The following is a 19,740-nucleotide window of genomic DNA, read 5'->3' on the forward strand; positions in this document are numbered from 1 at the left end:
TTTTCTTTTTCCAGATGCGCCTTCACCGGCGCACCTCCCGCACTCTCTCTGTGGGGAGTCTTTAGGTCAGGTCACCCATGTCTGATTTAAGTCTTCAACTGCAGCAGGCCGCAAGCCAACTACCAGTTTCGAGCTACTTTGACGATGCGCTGTTCCAGCGCGAGCTGGAGACCATCTTCCAGCGCGGGCCCCGCTACGTGGGGCACCAATTGGCTGTGCCCCACGCGGGCGACTACTATGCACTGCCCCAGGAGGGCGAGGGCCGCGCCCTGGTGCGCAACGCCCAGGGCGGCATCGAGCTGATCTCCAACGTGTGCCGCCATCGGCAAGCGGTCATGCTCAAAGGCAAGGGATCGCTGAACACCCAGCAAAAGGGCAGCGCGGGCGGCAACATCGTGTGCCCTTTGCACCGCTGGACGTACAACCCCAAAGGCGAGTTGCTGGGCGCGCCGCACTTCGCGCACGACCCATGCTTGAACCTCAACAATTACAAGCTGCGCGAATGGAACGGTCTTCTATTTGAAGACAACGGCTATGACGTAGCCGCCGACCTGGCCCAGATGGGACCCCGCGCCGACCTGGACTTTGATGGCTACGTGCTCGACCACGTGGAGCTGCACGAGTGCAACTACAACTGGAAGACCTTCATCGAGGTCTATCTGGAGGATTACCACGTCGGCCCGTTCCATCCGGGCTTGGGGCAATTCGTCACCTGCGACGACCTGCGCTGGGAGTTTGGCAAGAACTATTCGGTGCAGACCGTGGGCGTTGCCAACCGCCTGGGCAAGGCGGGCAGCCCGGTGTACGAGCGCTGGCACAAGGCGCTGCTGGACTACCGCGAAGGCAAGCCGCCGAAGTACGGCGCCATCTGGCTCACGCTGTACCCACACATCATGATCGAGTGGTACCCGCATGTGCTCACGGTGTCCACGCTGCACCCCATCAGCCCAACCAAGACGCTGAACATGGTGGAGTTCTACTACCCCGAGGAAATCGCCGCTTTTGAGCGCGAATTCGTCGAGGCGCAGAAGGCTGCCTACATGGAGACCTGCATCGAGGACGACGAAATTGGCGAGCGCATGGACGCCGGCCGCAAGGCTTTGCTGGCCCGTGGCGACAACGAAGTGGGTCCTTACCAAAGCCCTATGGAAGACGGCATGCAGCACTTCCACGAGTGGTACCGCGAGGCCATGGGGAGCGGCACCATCGACCCGGCTGCGGCAAAACGCTGAATACAGAGGCAAAACCCCGCCAATCTGCAGGCCCGCTGGGGCTTGCTCTCATTACAATAGCTACCAGTGCTTAAAAAATAAGCGCTGGCAGCTATTTTCATTTGTGCGCTCCACGGCGCCCCTCAAGAGATCACAACCCGATGCAAGCCCTTTGGATGGTGTTGGCCGCGTTTCTGTTTGCCAGCATGGGCGTGTGCGTCAAGATCGCCTCGGACTTCTTCAACTCGGCGGAGCTGGTGTGTTACCGGGGGCTGATCGGCATGTTCATCCTGTGGCTGCTGTCACGCTCACAAAACGTGACGCTCGCCACACGGTACCCCGGCATGCACGCCTGGCGTAGCCTCGTGGGGGTGGCGTCGCTGGGTGCGTGGTTCTACGCCATTGCGCACCTGCCGCTGGCCACCGCCATGACGTTGAACTACATGAGCAGCGTGTGGATCGCTGCCTTCCTGGTCGGCGGCACGCTGCTGGCCTGGCGGCCCTCTGCCGCCACGCCCCGGCCCGCCCTGCAAGGCCCGCTGGTGCTGACGGTGCTCACCGGGTTCGTCGGCGTGGTGCTGATGCTGCGCCCCAGCCTGGACCAGAACCAGGCCTTTGCCGGGATGATCGGCCTGATGTCCGGCCTGTCGGCCGCATTTGCTTACATGCAGGTGGTGGCGCTGTCGCGCCTGGGCGAGCCCGAATCGCGCACCGTCTTCTACTTTGCGGTGGGCTCTGCAGTCGCGGGCGGCGTGGCCATGTTGTTCACCGGCATGTCGGACTGGCCGGGCTGGCAAGCGCTGTGGCTGCTGCCCATCGGCGTGCTGGCTGCGGGCGGGCAGCTGTGCATGACGCGCGCCTATGCCAGCGCCAAGACCCAGCGCGGCACGCTGGTGGTGGCCAACCTGCAGTATTCAGGCATCGTGTTTGCGGGCATCTACAGCGTGGCTCTTTTTGGCGACAAGATTCCGCCCATCGGCTGGATCGGCATGGTCCTCATCGTGGGCAGCGGCATTGTGGCCACCATCTTGCGGGCCCGGGCCGCACCCGGCGCACCGGCCGAAGAACACTGACCGATACAAAAACTCATGCGCGCTGGCGAGGACACAGCCTATCGGGATGGCCACAATGGAGGCCTCCCTGTCCTACCGGTTGCTTTGCACCTGACCTGCCGATGACCCCCTACACCACGCTCATCTCCGCCCCCGATTTGCAAGCCCTCATCGCCAGCGGTGCGCCGCTGATGGTGTTTGACTGCAGCTTCGAACTCATGCAACCGACCGCCGGCGCGCAGCAATATGCGCAGGCCCATATCCCCGGCGCCGTGTATGCCAACCTGGACAACGACCTGAGCGCCAAGCACGGCGCACCCGGCGCCACCGGCACTGTGACGGCGCAGGAGGCCGACCAGCCTGCATCCGGCGGCCGCCACCCGCTGCCCAGCCGCGAACGGTTTGCCATGTGGCTGTCCAGCGTGGGTTTTGCCAACAACATGCAGGCCGTGGTCTACGACCGCCAGGGCGCCAACTATTGCGGCCGCCTGTGGTGGATGCTCAAGTGGGCGGGCCATGACGCCGTGGCCGTGCTCGACGGCGGGCTGCAGGCCTGGCAGGCCGCAGGGGGCGCAGTCAACAGCGGCGAAGAGCCTTCGCACTTCCAGTCCCACTTTGCACTGAACGAGCCCTTGCGCCAGCTGGCCACGGCCAGCGATGTCCTGGCCCGCCTGCAGAGCCCCGCAGACCAAACCGTGATCGACGCCCGCGCCGGTGCCCGCTACCGGGGCGAGGTGGAGCCGCTGGACCCGGTGGCCGGCCACATTCCGGGAGCACTCAACCGGCCGTTTGCCGAAAACATCGGCGCCGACGGCCGCTTCAAACCCGCAGCCACACTGCGCGCAGAGTTCGATGCCCTGCTGGCAGGCCGCAATCCTGCAACCGTGGTGCACCAGTGCGGCAGCGGCGTGAGCGCGGTGCCCAATCTGCTGGCCATGGAGATTGCCGGCCTGGGGCACACCGCCCTGTTCGCGGGCAGCTGGAGCGAATGGTGTTCAGACCCCACGCGCCCGGTCGAAAAGGGTTGAAACGCCCAAGTTGCGGCGTCTAACGGACGCCGCGGGTTGCAAAAGCGCAAAAAAGATGGTTTTGCAGGCGCTATCAAAACCATGAGCAGAATTCGGGGACCGGTGCCTGCCAGCGCAGCAGATGCGCCCCTCTTGAAAGCCAGCCAACGCCTGATCTGCATGTAGGGCAAATTCCTACACAGCCCACCGCGAAACCAGACACGCGGCGCAGCCAAACCCCGACTTAATTTCTGATTGGGGCGGTTTCACAATCCATTTCAACGGATCACGCAAAACCTGCAGTCAGCAGGCAACGCAAGACCCGGTACTGGAAAAAAGGAAGCCGCCATGACCAACGAACAAATCCTCGCTGAAATCCGCGAAGCCAACCTCACCTACCTGATGCTGGCCCAAACCCTGATCCGTCAGGACAAGGCCGAAGCAGTTTTCCGTCTGGGCATGAACGAAGAGTCTGCCGATATTCTCGCTTCGCTGTCCGCAGCGCAAGTGATGAAACTGGCCTCCCGCAACACGCTACTTTGCAGCTTCCGTGTGGACGACAACCTGGTGTGGAGCTTGCTAACCAACCACTCGGCCAAGAAGGTGGGCAACGACGCCACCAACACCCTGCACGCCAACATTCTGATGGCCAGCCGCGTGTCGGAAGTGCTCTGAAGCAGTTGCCCGCAGCGTAGTTGCCCCGTTCTCACCGAAAGCCCGCCATGTCCTCCACCACCAACGCCGCCAAAGCCCCTGCCAAGAGTGTTCTGAACGAATCCAAGCAGATCGAACGCGCCGCCATGCTGATCCAGATGGGCGCCCGCATGCAGGTGCTGGAGTCCGAGACCACGCTGTCGTATGAACGCCTGATCCGCCTGTACAAGGAGATCGCTGGCAAGTCGCCCTCCAAAGGCCAGCTGCCCTTCTCCACCGACTGGTTCCTGACCTGGCAGGAGAACATCCACAGCTCGCTGTTCCTGAACATCTACGAATACCTGTCCAAGGGCGTGGACCTGGACTCGGTGGAACTGCTGACCAAAGCTTATCGTCTGTACAACGAACAAGTCGCCACGGCCGAGATCGAGCCCCTGCTGTCCTTCACCCGCGCATGGCGTCTGGTGAAATTTGTGGACGCCGGCATGCTGACCCGCACCAAGTGCAGCCAGTGCAGCGGCCAGTTCGTGACCGAGCTGTACGAGAACCGCCACTTCACCTGCGGCCTATGCAACCCGCCCGCCCGTGCAGGCAAGAGCAAGACCGCCGGCGCACTGATGCTGCATTGACACCTTGGCGTGATTTTTGAGCCAAAAGTGCCCGATGCGCTAGTACCTATTGCCGCGATAGCTATTGATTAGATAGCAAACAAGGCCCTGCTCGGGGCCTTTGTGCTTTCTGCTGTCTGCGGATGGAATGTGGTGCAAGGCAGAGCACCAAACCGTTACCCATCCATCAACGCCCGGCCAGCAAGGTCCGCACGTTCTCGTCCGCAGGCACCGCGTAGTTGTGTGCAGCAATCACCTGGTTGCCCACCGGGTTCACCAGCTTGAGGCTGATGTACACCACCGAGGCCGACACTGCGTACGTGCCCACCACCACGGCCTGTGCGTTCTGCGCCTGGCTGACCTCCCGCACCTCGCGCGATAGCAGCAACTCGCCCTGCTCGCGGTGCAGCACCAGGTTGTCACGCAGCTTCACCTCCGTCACGCGCAGGCCGCGCTGCACCATGCGCCCCGCAATCTGCTCCGAAAAGATGCGCCCCAGCCGCGACGACTCGTTGAGCCGGTCCACATTCACCAAGGTGGCAACCAGCACCGGCTGGCTCGCGTCCAGCGGCGCGCTGAGCAGCAAGGCATCTGTCGCCCGTTCGTTGACCTCAATCAGGTCCGTGCGCGACATGCCGCCCGCACTGTTGCCGTAGTAGTAGCTGTGGACCGGGTTGGTCGAGCAGCCCTGCAGCGCCAGGGCCGACACAGCGACCATGCCCAGGCACCACATGGACTTGAGCTTGCCGGGTTGGAAACGGCGCATCATGGTGCAACCACCCGCCAGGTTTTTACGGGGGTGGGTGGGGGAGGCGGTGGTGGTGGAGGCGGTGGCAACTGCGTCTTGTACAGCGGCGAATCATCGGGTTCGACGTAGTACACATCTGCCGTGCTCGCGAGGTAGCGGTCGCCACTTTCGAGGGATGTCGTGATGAGCACCTCTGTGCGCGTCGGCCCGCCTGCGGCAGATCCGTCGATGGCGTATTGCGTGAGGTCCGTCACCGCGCCAAGGGCGGCAACACCCGCCAGCATGGAGCCAGCGCCCTGGCGGAACAGATACCAGTCTCGCGCCACGCCCACGCCCAGCGCCAGACGTGTCCACGGCATGGGTCCCCAGGTTTGCACGCGGGCGTTGTGCTGGACCACCTGGGTTTCGAATGTGAGCGTGACTGCCGTCGGTTGCGTGGACAGCACTACGCCGCGATCCAGCAGACGCGTGATCAGCAGCTTGCGAAAGCCGTTGTTGAAACTGGTGTCGCCAGGGCTCGGAGCCAGATAGATGGGGTACTCGCCGGCTGGCCAGGCACTGATCTTGCCCGCGATGCGACCCGCCACGTCGTCGGCCAACACATCCCAGTGGTGCACGGCGCGCGCTTTCTTCTGGTCGGTGGCCGGATAGTTGTCGGCACGCGGAACATCCAGCGACGAGCATCCGCCCAGCAACACCGCCAGTGCTGCCGTCGCGAACACGCGCCCACGAAGGGAGTGTTGAGGATTCATGCGCACACGCCCCTTGTCATGTTGTGATGCCGTCCAATTGCATCGCATCATCCTAATGGCCTTGGCAAAGCACCATCGCGGGAACAAAGCCCGTTTTCCGTCGCACTTTGCCAACGCCGCTGGCGATGGGATCGCCACCTACAAAGCCCGTACCCGGCCTGCCGCACAATCCGCGCATGACCGTGCCCTCTGCCGCTCCTTCCGCACCCACCAATCCATCGACAACCGCCGTTGACGATGGCGGCCCCGACCAAGCGGTGACCAACCAGGTCGCAGCAGATGCCAGCCACACCCCAGCCGCCGACGCACACGCAGCCGCACCCACAGCCCCTGCCCCTCCGGTCTCGGCGCCAGCGCCTCACGCGCCCCTCATGCTCCACATGCCCGTGGACGTGCGCAACCTCTCCCTCGCCCTGCTGGCACTGTTTGCCAGCGTGGCGCTGCTGCACTGGGCCAGTGCGGTGTTCATCCCGATCATGCTGAGCCTGCTGCTGACCATTGCGCTGCGGCCCGCCGTGGAGATGATGGCCCGGTGGCATGTGCCACGGGCGCTGGGGGCGGGGGTGTTACTGGTGGCCATCGTTGCCGGGCTGGCCAGCACGGCCTGGTCGCTCAGTGACGGGGCGGCGCAACTGGTGGACTCGGTGCCCGTCGCCGCCAAAAAAGTGCGTGACAACCTCAAGGCGCGCGCGGGTGGCAGCAGCCCGCTGGACACCGTGCAGAAGGCGGCCACCCAGATCGAGCAGGCCGCCAACGAAAACAGCACCGCCACCACAGCGCCCCGCCGGGGAGTGCAGCGGGTGATCGTGGAGCGCCCACCTTTCAACATCCGCGACTACCTATGGAGCGGCACCATGGGCCTGATGTCGGCCCTGGGGCAGCTGATGGTGGTGGTGTTTCTGACCTACTTTGCCCTCGCCTCAGGCAACCTGTTTCGCGACAAGCTGCTGCGCATTGCGGGCACCAGCCTGGAGCGGCGCAAGGTCACCATCCATGTGCTGCAGGACATCACGCAGCAGATACAGCGTTATCTGCTGCTGCAGGTGTTCACCAGCGTACTTGTCGGCCTGGCCACTGGCGCGGCCTATTGGGCACTGGGTCTGGAAAACGCAGCTGTGTGGGGCGTGGTGGCCGCGGTGCTCAACCTCGCGCCGTACATCGGCTCGGCCCTGGTCACAGGGGCCTCGGCCCTGGTGGCGTTCTTGCAGTTCGGCACACTCGACATGGCCATGGCCATTGGCGGTGCCTCACTGGTCATCCACACGCTGATCGGCAACCTGCTGACGCCTTGGCTGACCAGCCGCACCAGCAGCATGAGCCCCGTGGCCGTGTTCATCAGCGTGCTGGCCTGGGGCTGGCTATGGGGCCTGTGGGGCCTGCTGCTGGGCATCCCGGTGATGATGGCCGTGAAGGCCGTGTGCGACCGGGTGGAAGACCTGAAGGCCGTGGGCGAATTGCTGGGCGACTGAGCCCACAAGCGACGCGGCAGCTGCCACGTATGCCGTCTCTGCGTCTCGCGCGGCCAGTGTCTTTGCGCCTGCTCCACGCACGGCCTCTGGCTTCGCGCCAGAGGTACAGCTCCAAACATTGCTGAACCTCAGGGCACACCAAACCCAGCCCACCGTTCTTGGTGATTGTTTTCAATACTGGAACAGTTAGTTCGCGACTGAGTGGTTTTTCCCTGAACACCATCGGCGTACAGTTCATCCCATCGATGAGCCGAACCCGCAAGGCGACTCACCGAACCCGGTTCAGGAATGGTTTTTGACCCGGCTTTTTTGAGACGCTTTTTAACTTTCAAGGATTTTCATCATGAACAAGACCGCTCGTTTCCTCTCCGTCGCCGCTGTTGCCGCTTTCGCCGCCTTTGGCGCCCATGCTGACGAAGCCGATGGCTCGCAATTTGCCCTGAAGTTCGACACGAACCGCACGCGCGCTGAAGTGGCTGCTGAAGCCGCTACCGTGGCACAAACACGCAGCATCGAGCCTGCTGGCTCGCGTGTGGTGACCTACAAGTCCACCGCTGACCGCGCTGCCGTGCGTGCCCAGGCTGCTGAAGCTGTGCGCACCGGCCAGATCCCTTCGGGCGAATTCAGCGCGATGTAATCGCATGACCGATTGACGCAGTTGCGGGACTTCCCATGGTGGTGGCACTTCGCGCGGTGCGGGTGCTGCTGCCATGGGAGGTGTTTTAGACATACGCTCTCGCACTGGCCAAATAAACGGGGCTCCCATGGGGAGCCCTTTTTGTTATGGGATCGCGCCGCGCAGGCAGCAGGTCCAGAGGCGAAGACTGGACTGCTTTGCGGTCCGATCAGCCCGTATTGCGCAGCCCCGCCGCAATACCGTTGATGGAGATGTGAATCCCGGTCTGCACCCGCTCGTCGCCCTGCCCTGCACGCCAGCGGCGCACCAGCTCGACCTGCAAGTGGTGCAGCGGATCGATGTAGGGGAAGCGGTGCTTGATGGACCGCGCCAGCGCCGTGTTGTGCGTCAGGCGCTGCTTGTCGCCCGTGATGCGGGTCAGCGCATCGGCCGTGCGGTGCCACTCGGCCTCGATGCTGGTGAACACCTTTTTGCGCAGACGCGCGTCGGTCACCAGTTCGCTGTAGCGTGAGGCCAAGGCCAGGTCGCTCTTGGCCAGCACCATGTCCATGTTGGACAACAGCGTGCGGAAGAACGGCCATTGGCGGTACATCTTCTGCAGCAGCGCCAGCTGGGCCTTGGGGTCCTTGCCTTCGGTGTTGATGAAAGCCTCTACCGCCGAGCCAAAACCAAACCAGCCGGGCAGCGTGAGGCGGCACTGGCCCCAGCTGAAGCCCCAGGGAATGGCGCGCAGATCTTCGATCTTCTGGCTGGCCTTGCGCGATGCAGGGCGCGAGCCGATGTTGAGTTCGGCGATCTCGCGGATGGGGGTGGAGTTGAAGAAGTAGTCGGTGAAGCCTGGCGTTTCGTACACCAGCGCACGGTAGCTGCCCATGCTGGCCAGCGAGAGCTGCGCGGCGGCGTCGAGAAAGGCCTTGGTCGCGGGCTTGGTGGGCTGCAGCAGGGTGGCTTCGAGCGTAGCGGCGACCAATGTTTCGAGGTTGCGCCGGCCGATTTCGGGGTTGGCGTATTTCGACGCAATGACCTCGCCCTGCTCCGTCAGACGGATCTGCCCGCGCACGGTACCGGGGGGCTGGGCCAGGATGGCCTGGTAGCTGGGACCACCGCCCCGGCCCACGGTGCCGCCCCGGCCATGGAACATGCGCAGCTGGATGCCATGGCTGGTGGCGAGTTCGTCGAAGAGTTCGACGAGGGCGATCTCGGCGCGGTACAGCTCCCAGTTGCTGGTGAAGATGCCGCCGTCCTTGTTGCTGTCGCTGTAGCCCAGCATGATGTCCTGCTCACCACCGCTGCGCTGCACCAGGGCTGCCACGCCGGGCAGCGCATAGAACTCGCGCATGATGGGCGCGGCATTGCGCAGATCTTCGATGGTTTCGAACAGCGGCACCACGATGAGGTGGTTCTTGGACTCGGTGTCCAAGGTCCCGTTCATCAGCCCCACTTCCTTTTGCAGCAGCAACACCTCCAGCAGGTCGCTCACCGTCTCGGTATGGCTGATGATGTAGTGGCGAATCGCCTCATGCCCAAAGCGCTCACGCATCACGCGGGCGGTTTCAAAGATGGCCAGCTCGCCCTGGGCGTGAGCCGAATATTCAGCGCCCACCACGCGCAGCGGGCGCGCGTCGTTCAGCAGCTTGATCAACAGGGCGCGCTTGGCGGCTTCTTGCAGGCTGGCGTAGTTGGGTTCGATGCGCGCCTTGGCCAGCAGCTCGGCCACCACCTCTTCGTGTTTGTCGGAGCTTTGGCGCAAATCCACCGTGGCCAAATGGAAGCCAAACACCTGCACGGCGCGGATCAGCGGGTGCAGGCGCTCTGCGGCCAGCGCCTCGCCATGGTGGGACTTTAGTGACGCTTCGATCACGCGCAGGTCGGCCAGGAACTCTTCGGCGCTGGCGTAGGCGTTTTGTGGCGCCACAGCATGGCGCGCGGCTTCGCCACCGGTCAGGTCTTTCAGCGATGCGGCCAGGCGCGCATAGATGCCCGTGAGCGCACGGCGGTAGGGCTCGTCCACGCGGTGCTCGTTGGTGTCGGGCGAACGCTGGGCCAGGGCCTCCATCTCGGCCGAAACCTGCACCAGGCGGGCCGACAGCGACAGCTCGCCGCCCAGGTAGTGCACCTCGGTCAGGTAGTGGCGCAGGGCCACTTCGGCCTGGCGGCTCAGGGCGTATTGCAGGGTTTGCGCCGTCACATTGGGGTTGCCGTCGCGGTCCCCACCAATCCACTGGCCCATGCGCAAGAAGCTGTGCACCGGGTACTGGCCCAGCTCGTTTTCCAGGTCCGCGTAGATCTTGGGGATCTCGCGCAGAAAGGTGGCTTCGTAATACGACAGCGCGTTTTCGATTTCGTCGGCCACGGTGAGCTTGCTGTAGCGCAGCAAGCGCGTTTGCCACAGCTGGGCCACGCGGGCACGCAGCAGGGCTTCGTTGGCGGCCAGCTCGCGCGGGGTGAGCGCATCCTTGGCACTGTTGTAGAGCTGGGCGCGCACCTGGATGTCGTCGCGCGTGGCGAGCAACTGGGCGATGTCGCGCTCGGCGTCCAGAATGCTCTTGCGCTGCACTTCGGTAGGGTGGGCGGTCAGCACGGGCGCCACGTAGCTACCGGCCAGCGTTTGCGAAATGGTCTTGGGCGCGATGCCAGCCCAGCGCAGGCGCGAGAGGGCGACCTCGATGCTGCCCTCCTGCGTGTCGCCCGCACGCTCGTGCACGGCGCGGCGGCGGATATGGTGGCGGTCTTCGGCCAGGTTGGCCAGGTGGCTGAAGTAGGTGAAGGCGCGGATCACGCTCACCGTCTGGTCGCCCGACAGGGACTTGAGCAGCTTCTTGAGCGCTCGGTCGGCCTCCTGGTCGGCGTCGCGGCGGAAGGCCACCGAGAGCTTGCGCACCTGCTCGACCAGCTCGTAGGCCTCCACCCCCTCCTGTTCACGGATCACGTCGCCCAGAATGCGGCCCAGCAGGCGGATGTCGTCAATCAGGGGCTGGTCCTTGTCGGATCGTTTCATGCGGGAGTCTCCGGGATGGGTGGGATGGCCTGGCGCGTGGAGCCCGCATGGCCGCAGGCCGCACCAGCCCCAGTGCGGGCGCATGCTAGCATCCTGCGCCGCCGAATAATTACAAACAGGTTACGAACTTGAGCCCCTCGCCAACGCCCCCCATCGTCATCGCCACGCGCGAAAGTCGCCTTGCACTGTGGCAGGCCGAGCATGTCAAAGCGCTGCTCGAAGCCCGGGGCCACAGCGTGCAATTGCTGGGCATGACCACCAAGGGCGACCAGATTCTGGACAAGTCCCTCAGCAAGGTGGGCGGCAAGGGCCTGTTTGTGAAAGAGCTGGAAGTGGCGCTGGAAGAAGGCCGCGCCCACATTGCCGTGCACTCGCTCAAGGACGTGCCCATGGAGCTGCCCGAGGGCTTTGCCCTGGCCTGCGTGATGGAGCGCGAAGACCCGCGCGATGCCTTTGTCTCCCCCCGCTACGAGAACCTGGACGCGCTGCCGCAGGGTGCCGTGGTGGGCACATCGAGCCTGCGCCGTCAGGTGCTGCTGCAGGCCCTGCGGCCTGACCTGAAGATCGAGCCCCTGCGCGGCAACCTCGACACCCGCCTGCGCAAGCTGGACGAAGGCCAGTACGACGCCATCGTGCTGGCGGCCGCAGGCCTCAAGCGCCTGGGGCTGGAAGCCCGGATACGCACCACCTTCGAACCCAATGCGATGCTGCCCGCGGCAGGCCAGGGCGCGCTGGGCATCGAGGTGCGCAGCGACCGGCAAGACCTGATCGACGCGCTGGCGCCGCTGGCGCACCAGACCACCTGGCTGACCGTGGCCGCCGAGCGCGCCGTCAGCCGCGCCATGGGCGGCAGCTGCTCGATGCCCCTGGCAGCGCACGGCACCTTCACCCAGGGCGTGCTGCAGCTGGACGCCGCCTGGGGCGACCCCGAGGACAAAGCCCCGCTGGTGCGCGCCCAGGCCTCCGCCGCGGTCACCACGCTGGCGCAGGCAGAAGCCCTGGGCGACGCGATTGCGCAACGCCTGCGTGCTGGGGGTGCGCGCGGCATCACCCCGGCCTGAGATGGGCACCTCAGCGCCCCGGGTCATCGTCACACGCCCCGCCCGCGAAGCGGCGCACTGGGTCACGCAACTGGGCGCACACGGCATACAGGCTGTGGCGCTGCCCCTGATTGCGATTGGTCCCTGCACGGACACCGCCATGCAGCAGGCGCTGGACACGGCCCGCGCCAACGTCGACACCTACCGCGCCCTGATGTTTGTGAGCGGCAATGCCGTGGTGCACTTTTTTGAGCAAAACCGCCCTGTAGTGCTAGATGTTCATGCCCTGGCAGCTACAAAAACAAGAGCATGGGCACCCGGCCCGGGGACAGCCCGCGCGCTGGAGCAGGCGGGCGTGCCGCGCAGTGCCATCGACGGACCTGCGCCCGACGCGCCCCAGTTCGACTCGGAGGCACTGTGGCAGCAGGTGGCCCCCCAGGTGCAGCCCGGCGACCGCGTGCTGATCGTGCGCGGCCGATCCGCCACACCCCAGAGTGCACACGAATCGCCCCAAGGCAACGGCCGCGAGTGGCTGGCCCAGCAGATCGAGGCGCGGGGTGGTCAGGTGGAGTTTGTGGTGGCCTACCAACGCGGCGCCCCCCGCTTCACAGCGCAAGAGGTGGCGCTGGCGCAACAGGCGGCGCGTGATGGCTCCGTCTGGCTGCTGAGCAGTTCGGAGGCGGTGGCCCACCTGGCCGAGGCCCTGCCGGTCCAGCACTGGGGCGCTGCCCATGCGCTGGCCACCCACCCGCGCATCGCCGAAGCGGCCCGCGCAGCGGGCTTTGGCACCGTGCGGGAATGCCGTCCGGCGCTGGAAGACGTGGTGGCCTCGATAGAATCGACCGCATGAGTTCTGCGCCCCCTGACGATCTGCCCTCCACGCCCCCTCCAGCCCCTGTGGCTGCCGCCGTGGGCGCGCCGGCAGTGAGCCCGGCCCCCTCGGCCGCAGCACCCGCCGCCGGCCGGAGCGGCGCCATGACCTTGCTGCTAGGCACCGTGGCGGTGGCCGCACTGGTCAGCAGCGGCCTGCTGTGGCAAAAGCTCAGCGCCATCCAGGAACAACTGGCCCGGCAGTCCGCCGACTCGGGCGCCCTGGCCATCGAGGCCCGCACCATGGCCCGCCAGGCCGAAGAATTGGTGCGCGACACGGCCGCACGCCTGTCGGTGGCCGAGGCCCGCGTGAGCGAAGTCGCCCTGCAGCGCAGCCAGCTCGAAGAACTCATGCAAAGCCTGTCGCGCTCGCGCGATGAAAACCTCGTGGTGGACATTGAGTCGGCCATCCGTCTGGCGCAACAGCAGGCCCAGCTCACCGGCAGCCTGGAGCCCCTGGTGGCTGCCCTCAAAAGCGCCAACCAACGCATCGAGCGCTCTGCCCAGCCCCGCCTCGCCCCTGTGCAGCGCGCCATCGGCCGCGACCTGGACCGCCTGACCCGCGCCACCGTGACCGACACCGCCGGCCTGCTCGCCCGCCTGGACGAACTGGTGCGCCAGGTGGACGACCTGCCCGTGCTCAATGCCGTGGCCCAGGCTGCCTCAACCAAGCGCCTGTCCACCGGGCCCGCAATGCCCGGCAGCACCCCCGCCCCCACCGAGGGCCTGGCGTGGTGGCAGGCGGCCCTGCAGCGCAGCTGGGAGGTGGTGCGCGACGAGGCCCGCAGCCTGGTGCGCGTGAGCCGTATCGACCAGCCCGAGGCCATCTTGCTGGCCCCCGAGCAGACCTTCTTCCTGCGCGAAAACCTCAAGTTCAAGCTGCTCAACGCGCGCCTGGGCATCCTGGCCCGGCAGTTCGAGTCGGCCCGCTCGGACCTGGCCGCGGCCACCGCAGCCCTCAACAAATATTTCGACCCCGCATCGCGCCGCACGCAGAACGTGGCTTCGACCCTGCAGCAGGCCCAGGCCAGCATGAAGGCGGCCGAGCTGCCGCGTCTGGACGAAACCCTGTCGGCCCTGGCCACCGCCGCTGCCGGACGTTGACACCATGCGCGCAGCACTTTGGCTTCTGGGCTTGTTCGGGGTGGCGGTTGCGGCCGCGCTGTTTGCGGGCAACAACCAGGGTACGGTCACCCTGTACTGGCCGCCCTACCGCATCGACCTGTCGCTCAACATGGTGGTGCTGCTGCTGGTCGGCGGTTTCGTCACCGTGTACGCGGCGCTGCGGGCCCTGGCGGCACTGCTGGAACTGCCGCACCAGGCACGCCGCTGGCGCGTGCAACAAAAAGAGCGTGCCATGCATGGCGCGCTGCTCGACGCGCTGACCCACATGCTGGGCGGCCGGTTCATCCGCTCGCGCAAGGCCGCTGTGGCGGCGCTGTCGCAAGAACACGCCCTGGAGGCCAGCGGCGAGGCCGTGCCCCACGGCAAGCAGCTGCGCGCGCTGGCCCACATGATTGCGGCAGAAGCGTCCCACGCCCTGCAAGACCGCGCCACGCGCGAAAGCCACTTGCAGGACGCACTGCAGGAAGCCCCCATGCGCGGCTCCGTGAACGAGCAGGAAATGCACGAAGGCGCCCAGATGCGCGCCGCCCGCTGGTCGCTGGACGACCGCGATGCCCCTGCAGCGCTCGACCGCCTGGCAGCCCTGCCCCTGGGGGCTGCCCGCCGCACCCTGGCCTTACGCATCAAGCTCAAGGCGACGCGGCTGGCACGCCAGACCCAAGAGGCGCTGGACACCGCACGCCTGCTGGGCAAACACCGCGCGTTCTCGCCCAATGCGGCGCAGAGCATCGTGCGCGGCCTGGCCACCGAACTCATCAACAGCGCCCACGACACCGCCCAGCTGCAGCAGATCTGGCTGTCGCTGGAAACCAGCGAGCGCAACATGCCCGAACTGGCCATCCACGCCGCCCAGCGGCTGGCGGCCCTGGGCGGTGATGCCACGCAGGTGCGGGCCTGGCTGCTGCCCGTGTGGGACCGCATGGTCGAGCTGCCCGATGCCCTGGCCGAGCAACACGCCCTCAAGTTGGTGCGCGCACTGGAGGCGGGGCTGGATGCGCTTGATGCACCCTGGCTGGCCCGCATCGAATCGGCCCAGCAGGCCAACCCGCGCGACGCGCGCCTGCAGTACTTGGCAGGCATGGCGTGCCTCAAGCGGCAGCTGTGGGGCAAGGCCCAGCAGTTGCTGACACAGGCAACGCAGCAGCTCAGCGATCCTCAGTTGCGTGCCAGCGCCTGGCGCCACCTGGCCGAGCTGGCCGAGCAACGCGGCGACGACACCGCCGCTGCCAGCGCCTGGAAGCAGGCTGCGCTGGCCCGATAAGCCGACAAGCCCCTTACCTAGGCATTACCTAGGCCATTACCCAGGCAGGCACCGCAAGGGCGCTGTAGCGCCTTCCGCACCTGCACAGCGGCCCTCACCGCTGTGCTTTTTCAACCGCCGCCCCTTGCATTCACCGGCTGCACGCATGCACCAGCGCGTGCGCTGCAGGCTCCACGCCGGTGCAGTGCCAACATGCCCCACGGCTACGCTACAAAATGTGCACAGCATTGGGGAACTTTGAGCGCTCAAGGCCTATCGGTTCAATAAATTTGAACTGAAGCATCAATCTGCCTGAAGCAGATCGTCGCCGGCGCTTCCTACACTGCCCCATCGCCGGACTGTGGTGTTGCCCCATGGGGTGGCCTTCGCAGTCCGCGCTCCCTCTCTTTTTCACACGCTCTTTTTTGATTCGCTGATGACAGCCACTGCCACCACGACCCTCGACACCCCCCGCCGCTACACGCGCACGGCCATGCTGTTGCACTGGGTGCTGGGCCTGGCGCTGATCGCGCTGTTTGGCGTCGGCGTATACATGGCCGACCTGCCTTTTTCGCCCCAGCGGCTCAAGCTCTACAACTGGCACAAATGGGCTGGCGTGACGATCCTCGTGCTGTCGGCGCTGCGCCTGCTGTGGCGCGTCACGCACCGCCCCCCGGCGCTGCCCAAGGCGGTTGAGAAGACCATGCCCGGCTGGCAAAAGCTGGCGCACCACGGCACCCACCATTTGCTGTACCTGCTGTTCTTTGCCGTGCCCCTGATTGGCTGGGCCTACAGCTCGGCAGCGGGGTTCCCCATCGTGTTCCTGGGCCTGTGGCAGCTACCCGACTTTGTGCCGGTGAGCAAGGACCTGGCCGAGGCTATCAAGCCCTGGCACCAGTACACCGCGTTTGCACTGGCTGCACTGGCCGTGCTGCACATCGCCGCCGCGCTCAAGCACCAGCTGGTGGACCGGGACGGCCTGCTGCACCGCATGCTGCCGGGGAAATAACCAGCTTCCGCCCTTCATGCGCCGCCGCCCCGCCAGGCGGGCGCCTTGCCAGCCCAAAGGCCACGGCCCCATGCGCGCCCCGGCCGCCGCTTTCACCTTTTGAGATTTGAACGGAGTTTCTGCATGCAACTGTCCACTACCCTGTCCCGCATCGTGATTGGCGCTGCGCTCGCCGCTGGCGCGCAGGTCGCCCTGGCCCAGCAGCAACTGGTGCCCACACAAAGCGAGGTGCAGTTCACCGCCCGCCAGATGGGTGTGCCGCTCGAAGGCCAGTTCAAGAAGTTCAGCGCACAGGTCGCGTTTGACCCCGCCAAGCTGGCCACCAGCAAGATCGCCTTCACGGTGGACACCGGCAGCGCCACGCTGGGCTCGCGCGAGACCGATGCGGAGCTGCCCAAGCCCGCTTGGTTCAACGTGCCCAAGTTCCCGCAAGCCCAGTTCGTGTCGTCCAGCATCAAGGCCTTGGGCGGCGGCAAGTTTGAAGTGGCGGGTGCGCTCACCATCAAGGGCAACAGCCAGAACGTGGTGGTGCCCGTGACGCTGACCCAGAACGGCACCACCACCACCGCCACAGGCGCGCTGCCCATCAAGCGGCTGGCCTTCAAGATCGGCGAGAACGAGTGGGCCGACACCTCCATGGTGGCCGACGACGTACAGGTCAAGTTCAAGCTCGCGCTGACCGGCATCGGCAAGCTCTGAGCGCTGCGCCCCTTTGCATTTGGCCGCCGCTGCTAGCGGCCTCCCCTTTCCCTTTGTCCTTTCCTTTTTGACCCATCAGGAGTTTCCATGCGCAAGTCCCTCTTCGCCCTGGCTGCCGCCGCCACCCTGTTCGCCGGTGCTGCCCAAGCCCAATCGGCCAACTACGCCATCGACCCGACGCACACCTTTGCCTCGTTCGAGATCAGCCACTTTGGCGCCGCCGTGAACCGCGGCCGCTTCGACAAGAAGGAAGGCACCGTCCAGCTCGACAAGGCTGGCAAGTCGGGCAAGGCCGAGATCACGTTCGACGTGACCTCGGTGAACACGGGCACCCCCGCGTTTGACAAGCACCTGCAAAGCGCCGACCTGTTCGACGCTGCCAAGCACCCCACGATGAAGTTTGTCTCCAGCAAGTTCGTCTTCAACGGTGACAAGGTCGCCAGCGTCGAAGGCCAGCTCACACTGCTGGGCAAGACCGCCCCCTTGACCCTCAAGGCCAACCAGTTCAACTGCTACGACAGCCCCATGCTCAAGCGCGAAGTGTGCGGCGGCGACTTTGAAGCCACCATCGACCGCACCCAGTGGGGCATGAACTACGGCGTGGAATGGGGCTTCCCCAAGAACGTGCGCCTGGTGGTGCAGATCGAAGCCGTGAAGCAGTAAACAACACGCAGCAACACAGCGGCCGCCCCACGGCGGCATGGCGCTGCACAGCCGCCCCTGCCATGGCGCAGCGGGCGGCTTTTTTATGCGCGCTCAGACATCGCCGAGCGATCCGTCCAGATCCCAGCCGGTAGGACGCCAGGCCCACACCCTGTCAGGGCGCACGGCCTGCAGGAACGCCAAGTCGTGCGACACCACAATCACCGCGCCAGTAAAGGCCAACAACGCGGACTGCAACGCCTGCGTGGCCTCCACATCCAGATGGTTGGTGGGCTCGTCGAGCAGCAGCATCTGCGCGGGCTCGCCCGACCACAGCGCGCAGGCCAGCGCAGCCTTCATGCGCTCACCGCCACTGAGCGCGCAGGCGGGACGCAGCACCCGGTCGGCCCCCAGCCCCAGCTGCGCCAGATGCGTGCGCAACACGGCCTCGGGCAGCGGCGTGTGGAGCGATTGCAGGTGGTGCAGCACCCCGTGCTGCGAAGACCGCAGCGCCGCATGGTGCTGGTCGAGCCAGGCCGCACGCACGGGGCGACGAACGCGGCCAGCCGCCGGTTCATCGGGCGAAGCGATCAACCGCAGCAGGCTGCTTTTGCCGCAACCGTTGGGCCCTGTGACGGCAATGCGCAGGGGGCCGCTCCAGGTGCCGTCCAGCCGTGGCTGGCCCGGTGGCGCGTGGGGCACCTGCACGTCCTCGAACGCGAGCACCAGCTTGCCCGCTGGCACCCTGCTCTGTGGCAACACCAGCGTGGGCAAGTCCTGCGGCGGCACGCGGGCGGCCGCTTCGCGTACCGCGTCGTTTAACCGCTGGCGCTCCTGTTGCTGGCGTTCATGTTCGCGGCCCGCATGGGCTTGGGCATTGTTCTTCTTTCGGTCCAGCAGCACAGACGCCTGGTTGGCAGTGCGCCCCTCCTCGCGCCCCCGGGCCGCGCGGCGCGACTGGGCGTCGTGCTCACGCTGCAGCGACCGCAAACCCCGGCTGCGCTCGGTGCGGGCGTGCTCCAGTGCAGCGCGGGCCGCTGCGGCTTCGGCCGCGCGCTGGTCCTGGTACAGGGCCCAGTTTCCGCCGTAGCGATGCAGCCCCGCGGGTGACAGCGCCAGGATGCTGCCCACGCCGGCCAGCAGTTCCCGGTCGTGGCTGGCCACCAATGCGCCGCCGCCCCACTGAGCAAGGGCGTCCAGGAGCCATCGCCGGGCCGGGCGATCGAGATGGTTGGTGGGCTCGTCCAGCAGCAGCAAGTCGGCGCCGGACAAAAAGGCCCCGGCCAGCGCCACGCGCATGCGCTCGCCGCCACTGAGCTGGTGCGCCGCATGCCCTGGCGACAAGCCCGCCAGGCCCAGGGCCGACAACGCCCGCGTCCAGCGCGCCGGCAAGTCCCAACGGCCCTCGGCAAGCACCAGGTCGTCCGCGGTGCCCCGCCCCGCGTCCAGCCGCGCCAATGCCTGCAGCACCGGTCCCAGGCCCGCGAGATCGGCCACGGTCGAGCCGGGGTCTGCCGGGACATCCTGCGCCACGGCAAAGATTGCGTCGCAACGCCAAACGCTCCCGCCATGGGGTTGGCAGAGCCCCATCGCCAACCGCAGAAAAACACTTTTGCCGCTGCCATTGGCACCCACCACACCGGTCAGGCCGGGGCCCACGGCCACGTTCAGCGGGCGGTCCCACAGCGCCTGCCCATCTGGCAGATGCCAGCGGACATCCTGAAACCTCAGATGCAGCAGCCCCGTCGGGGAGCCTGCCGCATCGGGATGCGCAGGTACCACGGACGAAGAAGAAAACGATGGAGAAGGAAAAGAATCGGCAACACGGCGGTTGCCAGGGGCCCCAGCCCCTCGCTTGGATGTCGGCATAGCCTGCGCTCCGTACAAGACATACAACCCCCCGCCCGGTGCGGGCGATCAGGGGGAACTGCTTGGAAGGGGCTTACAGGCGCATGGGAGTCGGGCCTCCGCGACGGCGG

At 66.0% G+C, this 19,740-nt stretch carries 18 protein-coding genes; 14 read left to right on the forward strand and 4 right to left on the reverse strand.

All coding sequences use genetic code 11. The features are described 5' to 3' along the window. Window positions 1-77: 77 nt before the first annotated feature. The 5 genes from ACODSM_RS10665 (at window position 78) to flhC (ending at window position 4,553) form a co-directional block, all read left to right on the forward strand. Window positions 78-1,232 carry an aromatic ring-hydroxylating oxygenase subunit alpha gene (locus ACODSM_RS10665; RefSeq protein ID WP_309822654.1) on the forward strand — a complete coding sequence of 385 codons (1,155 nt, stop codon included), beginning with the start codon at window positions 78-80 and terminating at the stop codon, window positions 1,230-1,232. Window positions 1,233-1,372: 140 nt separating this feature from the next. Continuing rightward, window positions 1,373-2,284, forward strand: coding sequence for a DMT family transporter (locus tag ACODSM_RS10670; RefSeq protein ID WP_015015268.1), 912 nt, complete (start codon window positions 1,373-1,375; stop codon window positions 2,282-2,284). A gap of 101 nt (window positions 2,285-2,385) precedes the next feature. After that, window positions 2,386-3,291 carry a sulfurtransferase gene (locus ACODSM_RS10675; protein WP_488805240.1) on the forward strand — a complete coding sequence of 302 codons (906 nt, stop codon included), beginning with the start codon at window positions 2,386-2,388 and terminating at the stop codon, window positions 3,289-3,291. Window positions 3,292-3,618: 327 nt separating this feature from the next. Further along, window positions 3,619-3,945 carry a flagellar transcriptional regulator FlhD gene (flhD, locus tag ACODSM_RS10680; protein ID WP_015015270.1) on the forward strand — a complete coding sequence of 109 codons (327 nt, stop codon included), beginning with the start codon at window positions 3,619-3,621 and terminating at the stop codon, window positions 3,943-3,945. 47 nt (window positions 3,946-3,992) lie between these two features. Next, a complete protein-coding gene (gene flhC / locus ACODSM_RS10685; RefSeq protein ID WP_110959998.1) occupies window positions 3,993-4,553 on the forward strand; it encodes a flagellar transcriptional regulator FlhC in 561 nt (186 codons plus the stop codon). Between the two features lie 166 nt (window positions 4,554-4,719). Here the strand turns inward: flhC and ACODSM_RS10690 are convergent, their stop codons facing one another. After that, window positions 4,720-5,301 (reverse strand): FlgO family outer membrane protein, encoded by a 582-nt coding sequence (locus tag ACODSM_RS10690; protein WP_015015272.1) that lies wholly within the window; start codon window positions 5,299-5,301, stop codon window positions 4,720-4,722. Beyond that, complete coding sequence (locus ACODSM_RS10695) at window positions 5,298-6,032, reverse strand: hypothetical protein (RefSeq protein ID WP_043565609.1); 735 nt, start codon at window positions 6,030-6,032, stop codon at window positions 5,298-5,300. The genes ACODSM_RS10690 and ACODSM_RS10695 overlap by 4 nt, the downstream gene beginning before the upstream one ends. A gap of 176 nt (window positions 6,033-6,208) precedes the next feature. On the opposite strand from ACODSM_RS10695, the gene ACODSM_RS10700 reads away from it, so the two are divergent. Continuing rightward, window positions 6,209-7,501, forward strand: coding sequence for an AI-2E family transporter (locus ACODSM_RS10700; RefSeq protein WP_488805241.1), 1,293 nt, complete (start codon window positions 6,209-6,211; stop codon window positions 7,499-7,501). Between the two features lie 343 nt (window positions 7,502-7,844). Next, window positions 7,845-8,138 carry a DUF4148 domain-containing protein gene (locus tag ACODSM_RS10705; RefSeq protein ID WP_108498094.1) on the forward strand — a complete coding sequence of 98 codons (294 nt, stop codon included), beginning with the start codon at window positions 7,845-7,847 and terminating at the stop codon, window positions 8,136-8,138. 208 nt (window positions 8,139-8,346) lie between these two features. Here ACODSM_RS10705 and ppc read toward each other — a convergent pair whose 3' ends face one another. Then, entirely contained in the window at window positions 8,347-11,136 is a 2,790-nt protein-coding gene (ppc, locus tag ACODSM_RS10710) for a phosphoenolpyruvate carboxylase (protein ID WP_295939500.1), read from the reverse strand. Window positions 11,137-11,264: 128 nt separating this feature from the next. Between ppc and hemC the strand changes: the two genes are divergently transcribed. From hemC to ACODSM_RS10745, 7 genes are all read left to right on the forward strand, one after another. Next, window positions 11,265-12,197 (forward strand): hydroxymethylbilane synthase, encoded by a 933-nt coding sequence (gene hemC, locus ACODSM_RS10715; RefSeq protein WP_110960003.1) that lies wholly within the window; start codon window positions 11,265-11,267, stop codon window positions 12,195-12,197. A gap of 1 nt (window position 12,198) precedes the next feature. Then, window positions 12,199-13,026 carry a uroporphyrinogen-III synthase gene (locus ACODSM_RS10720; protein WP_476018439.1) on the forward strand — a complete coding sequence of 276 codons (828 nt, stop codon included), beginning with the start codon at window positions 12,199-12,201 and terminating at the stop codon, window positions 13,024-13,026. Then, window positions 13,023-14,150, forward strand: a complete 1,128-nt coding sequence (locus tag ACODSM_RS10725; protein WP_476018440.1) for a uroporphyrinogen-III C-methyltransferase — start codon at window positions 13,023-13,025, stop codon at window positions 14,148-14,150. The genes ACODSM_RS10720 and ACODSM_RS10725 overlap by 4 nt, the downstream gene beginning before the upstream one ends. 4 nt (window positions 14,151-14,154) lie before the next feature. Beyond that, window positions 14,155-15,432 (forward strand): heme biosynthesis protein HemY, encoded by a 1,278-nt coding sequence (locus ACODSM_RS10730; RefSeq protein ID WP_476018441.1) that lies wholly within the window; start codon window positions 14,155-14,157, stop codon window positions 15,430-15,432. A gap of 415 nt (window positions 15,433-15,847) precedes the next feature. Then, window positions 15,848-16,420 (forward strand): cytochrome b, encoded by a 573-nt coding sequence (locus ACODSM_RS10735; RefSeq protein WP_291446394.1) that lies wholly within the window; start codon window positions 15,848-15,850, stop codon window positions 16,418-16,420. A 123-nt stretch (window positions 16,421-16,543) separates the two neighbouring features. Further along, window positions 16,544-17,119 (forward strand): YceI family protein, encoded by a 576-nt coding sequence (locus ACODSM_RS10740; protein ID WP_488805242.1) that lies wholly within the window; start codon window positions 16,544-16,546, stop codon window positions 17,117-17,119. An 87-nt stretch (window positions 17,120-17,206) separates the two neighbouring features. After that, the gene (locus tag ACODSM_RS10745; RefSeq protein WP_099730932.1) at window positions 17,207-17,782 is read left to right on the forward strand and encodes a YceI family protein; all 576 of its coding nucleotides are present in this window, start codon (window positions 17,207-17,209) and stop codon (window positions 17,780-17,782) included. Between the two features lie 93 nt (window positions 17,783-17,875). Here the strand turns inward: ACODSM_RS10745 and ACODSM_RS10750 are convergent, their stop codons facing one another. Next, window positions 17,876-19,543: an ABC-F family ATP-binding cassette domain-containing protein gene (locus ACODSM_RS10750; RefSeq protein WP_488805304.1), complete on the reverse strand. Its 1,668-nt coding sequence runs from the start codon at window positions 19,541-19,543 to the stop codon at window positions 17,876-17,878. Window positions 19,544-19,740 lie beyond the last annotated feature (197 nt).

Source organism: Acidovorax sp. FG42, assembly GCF_057809195.1.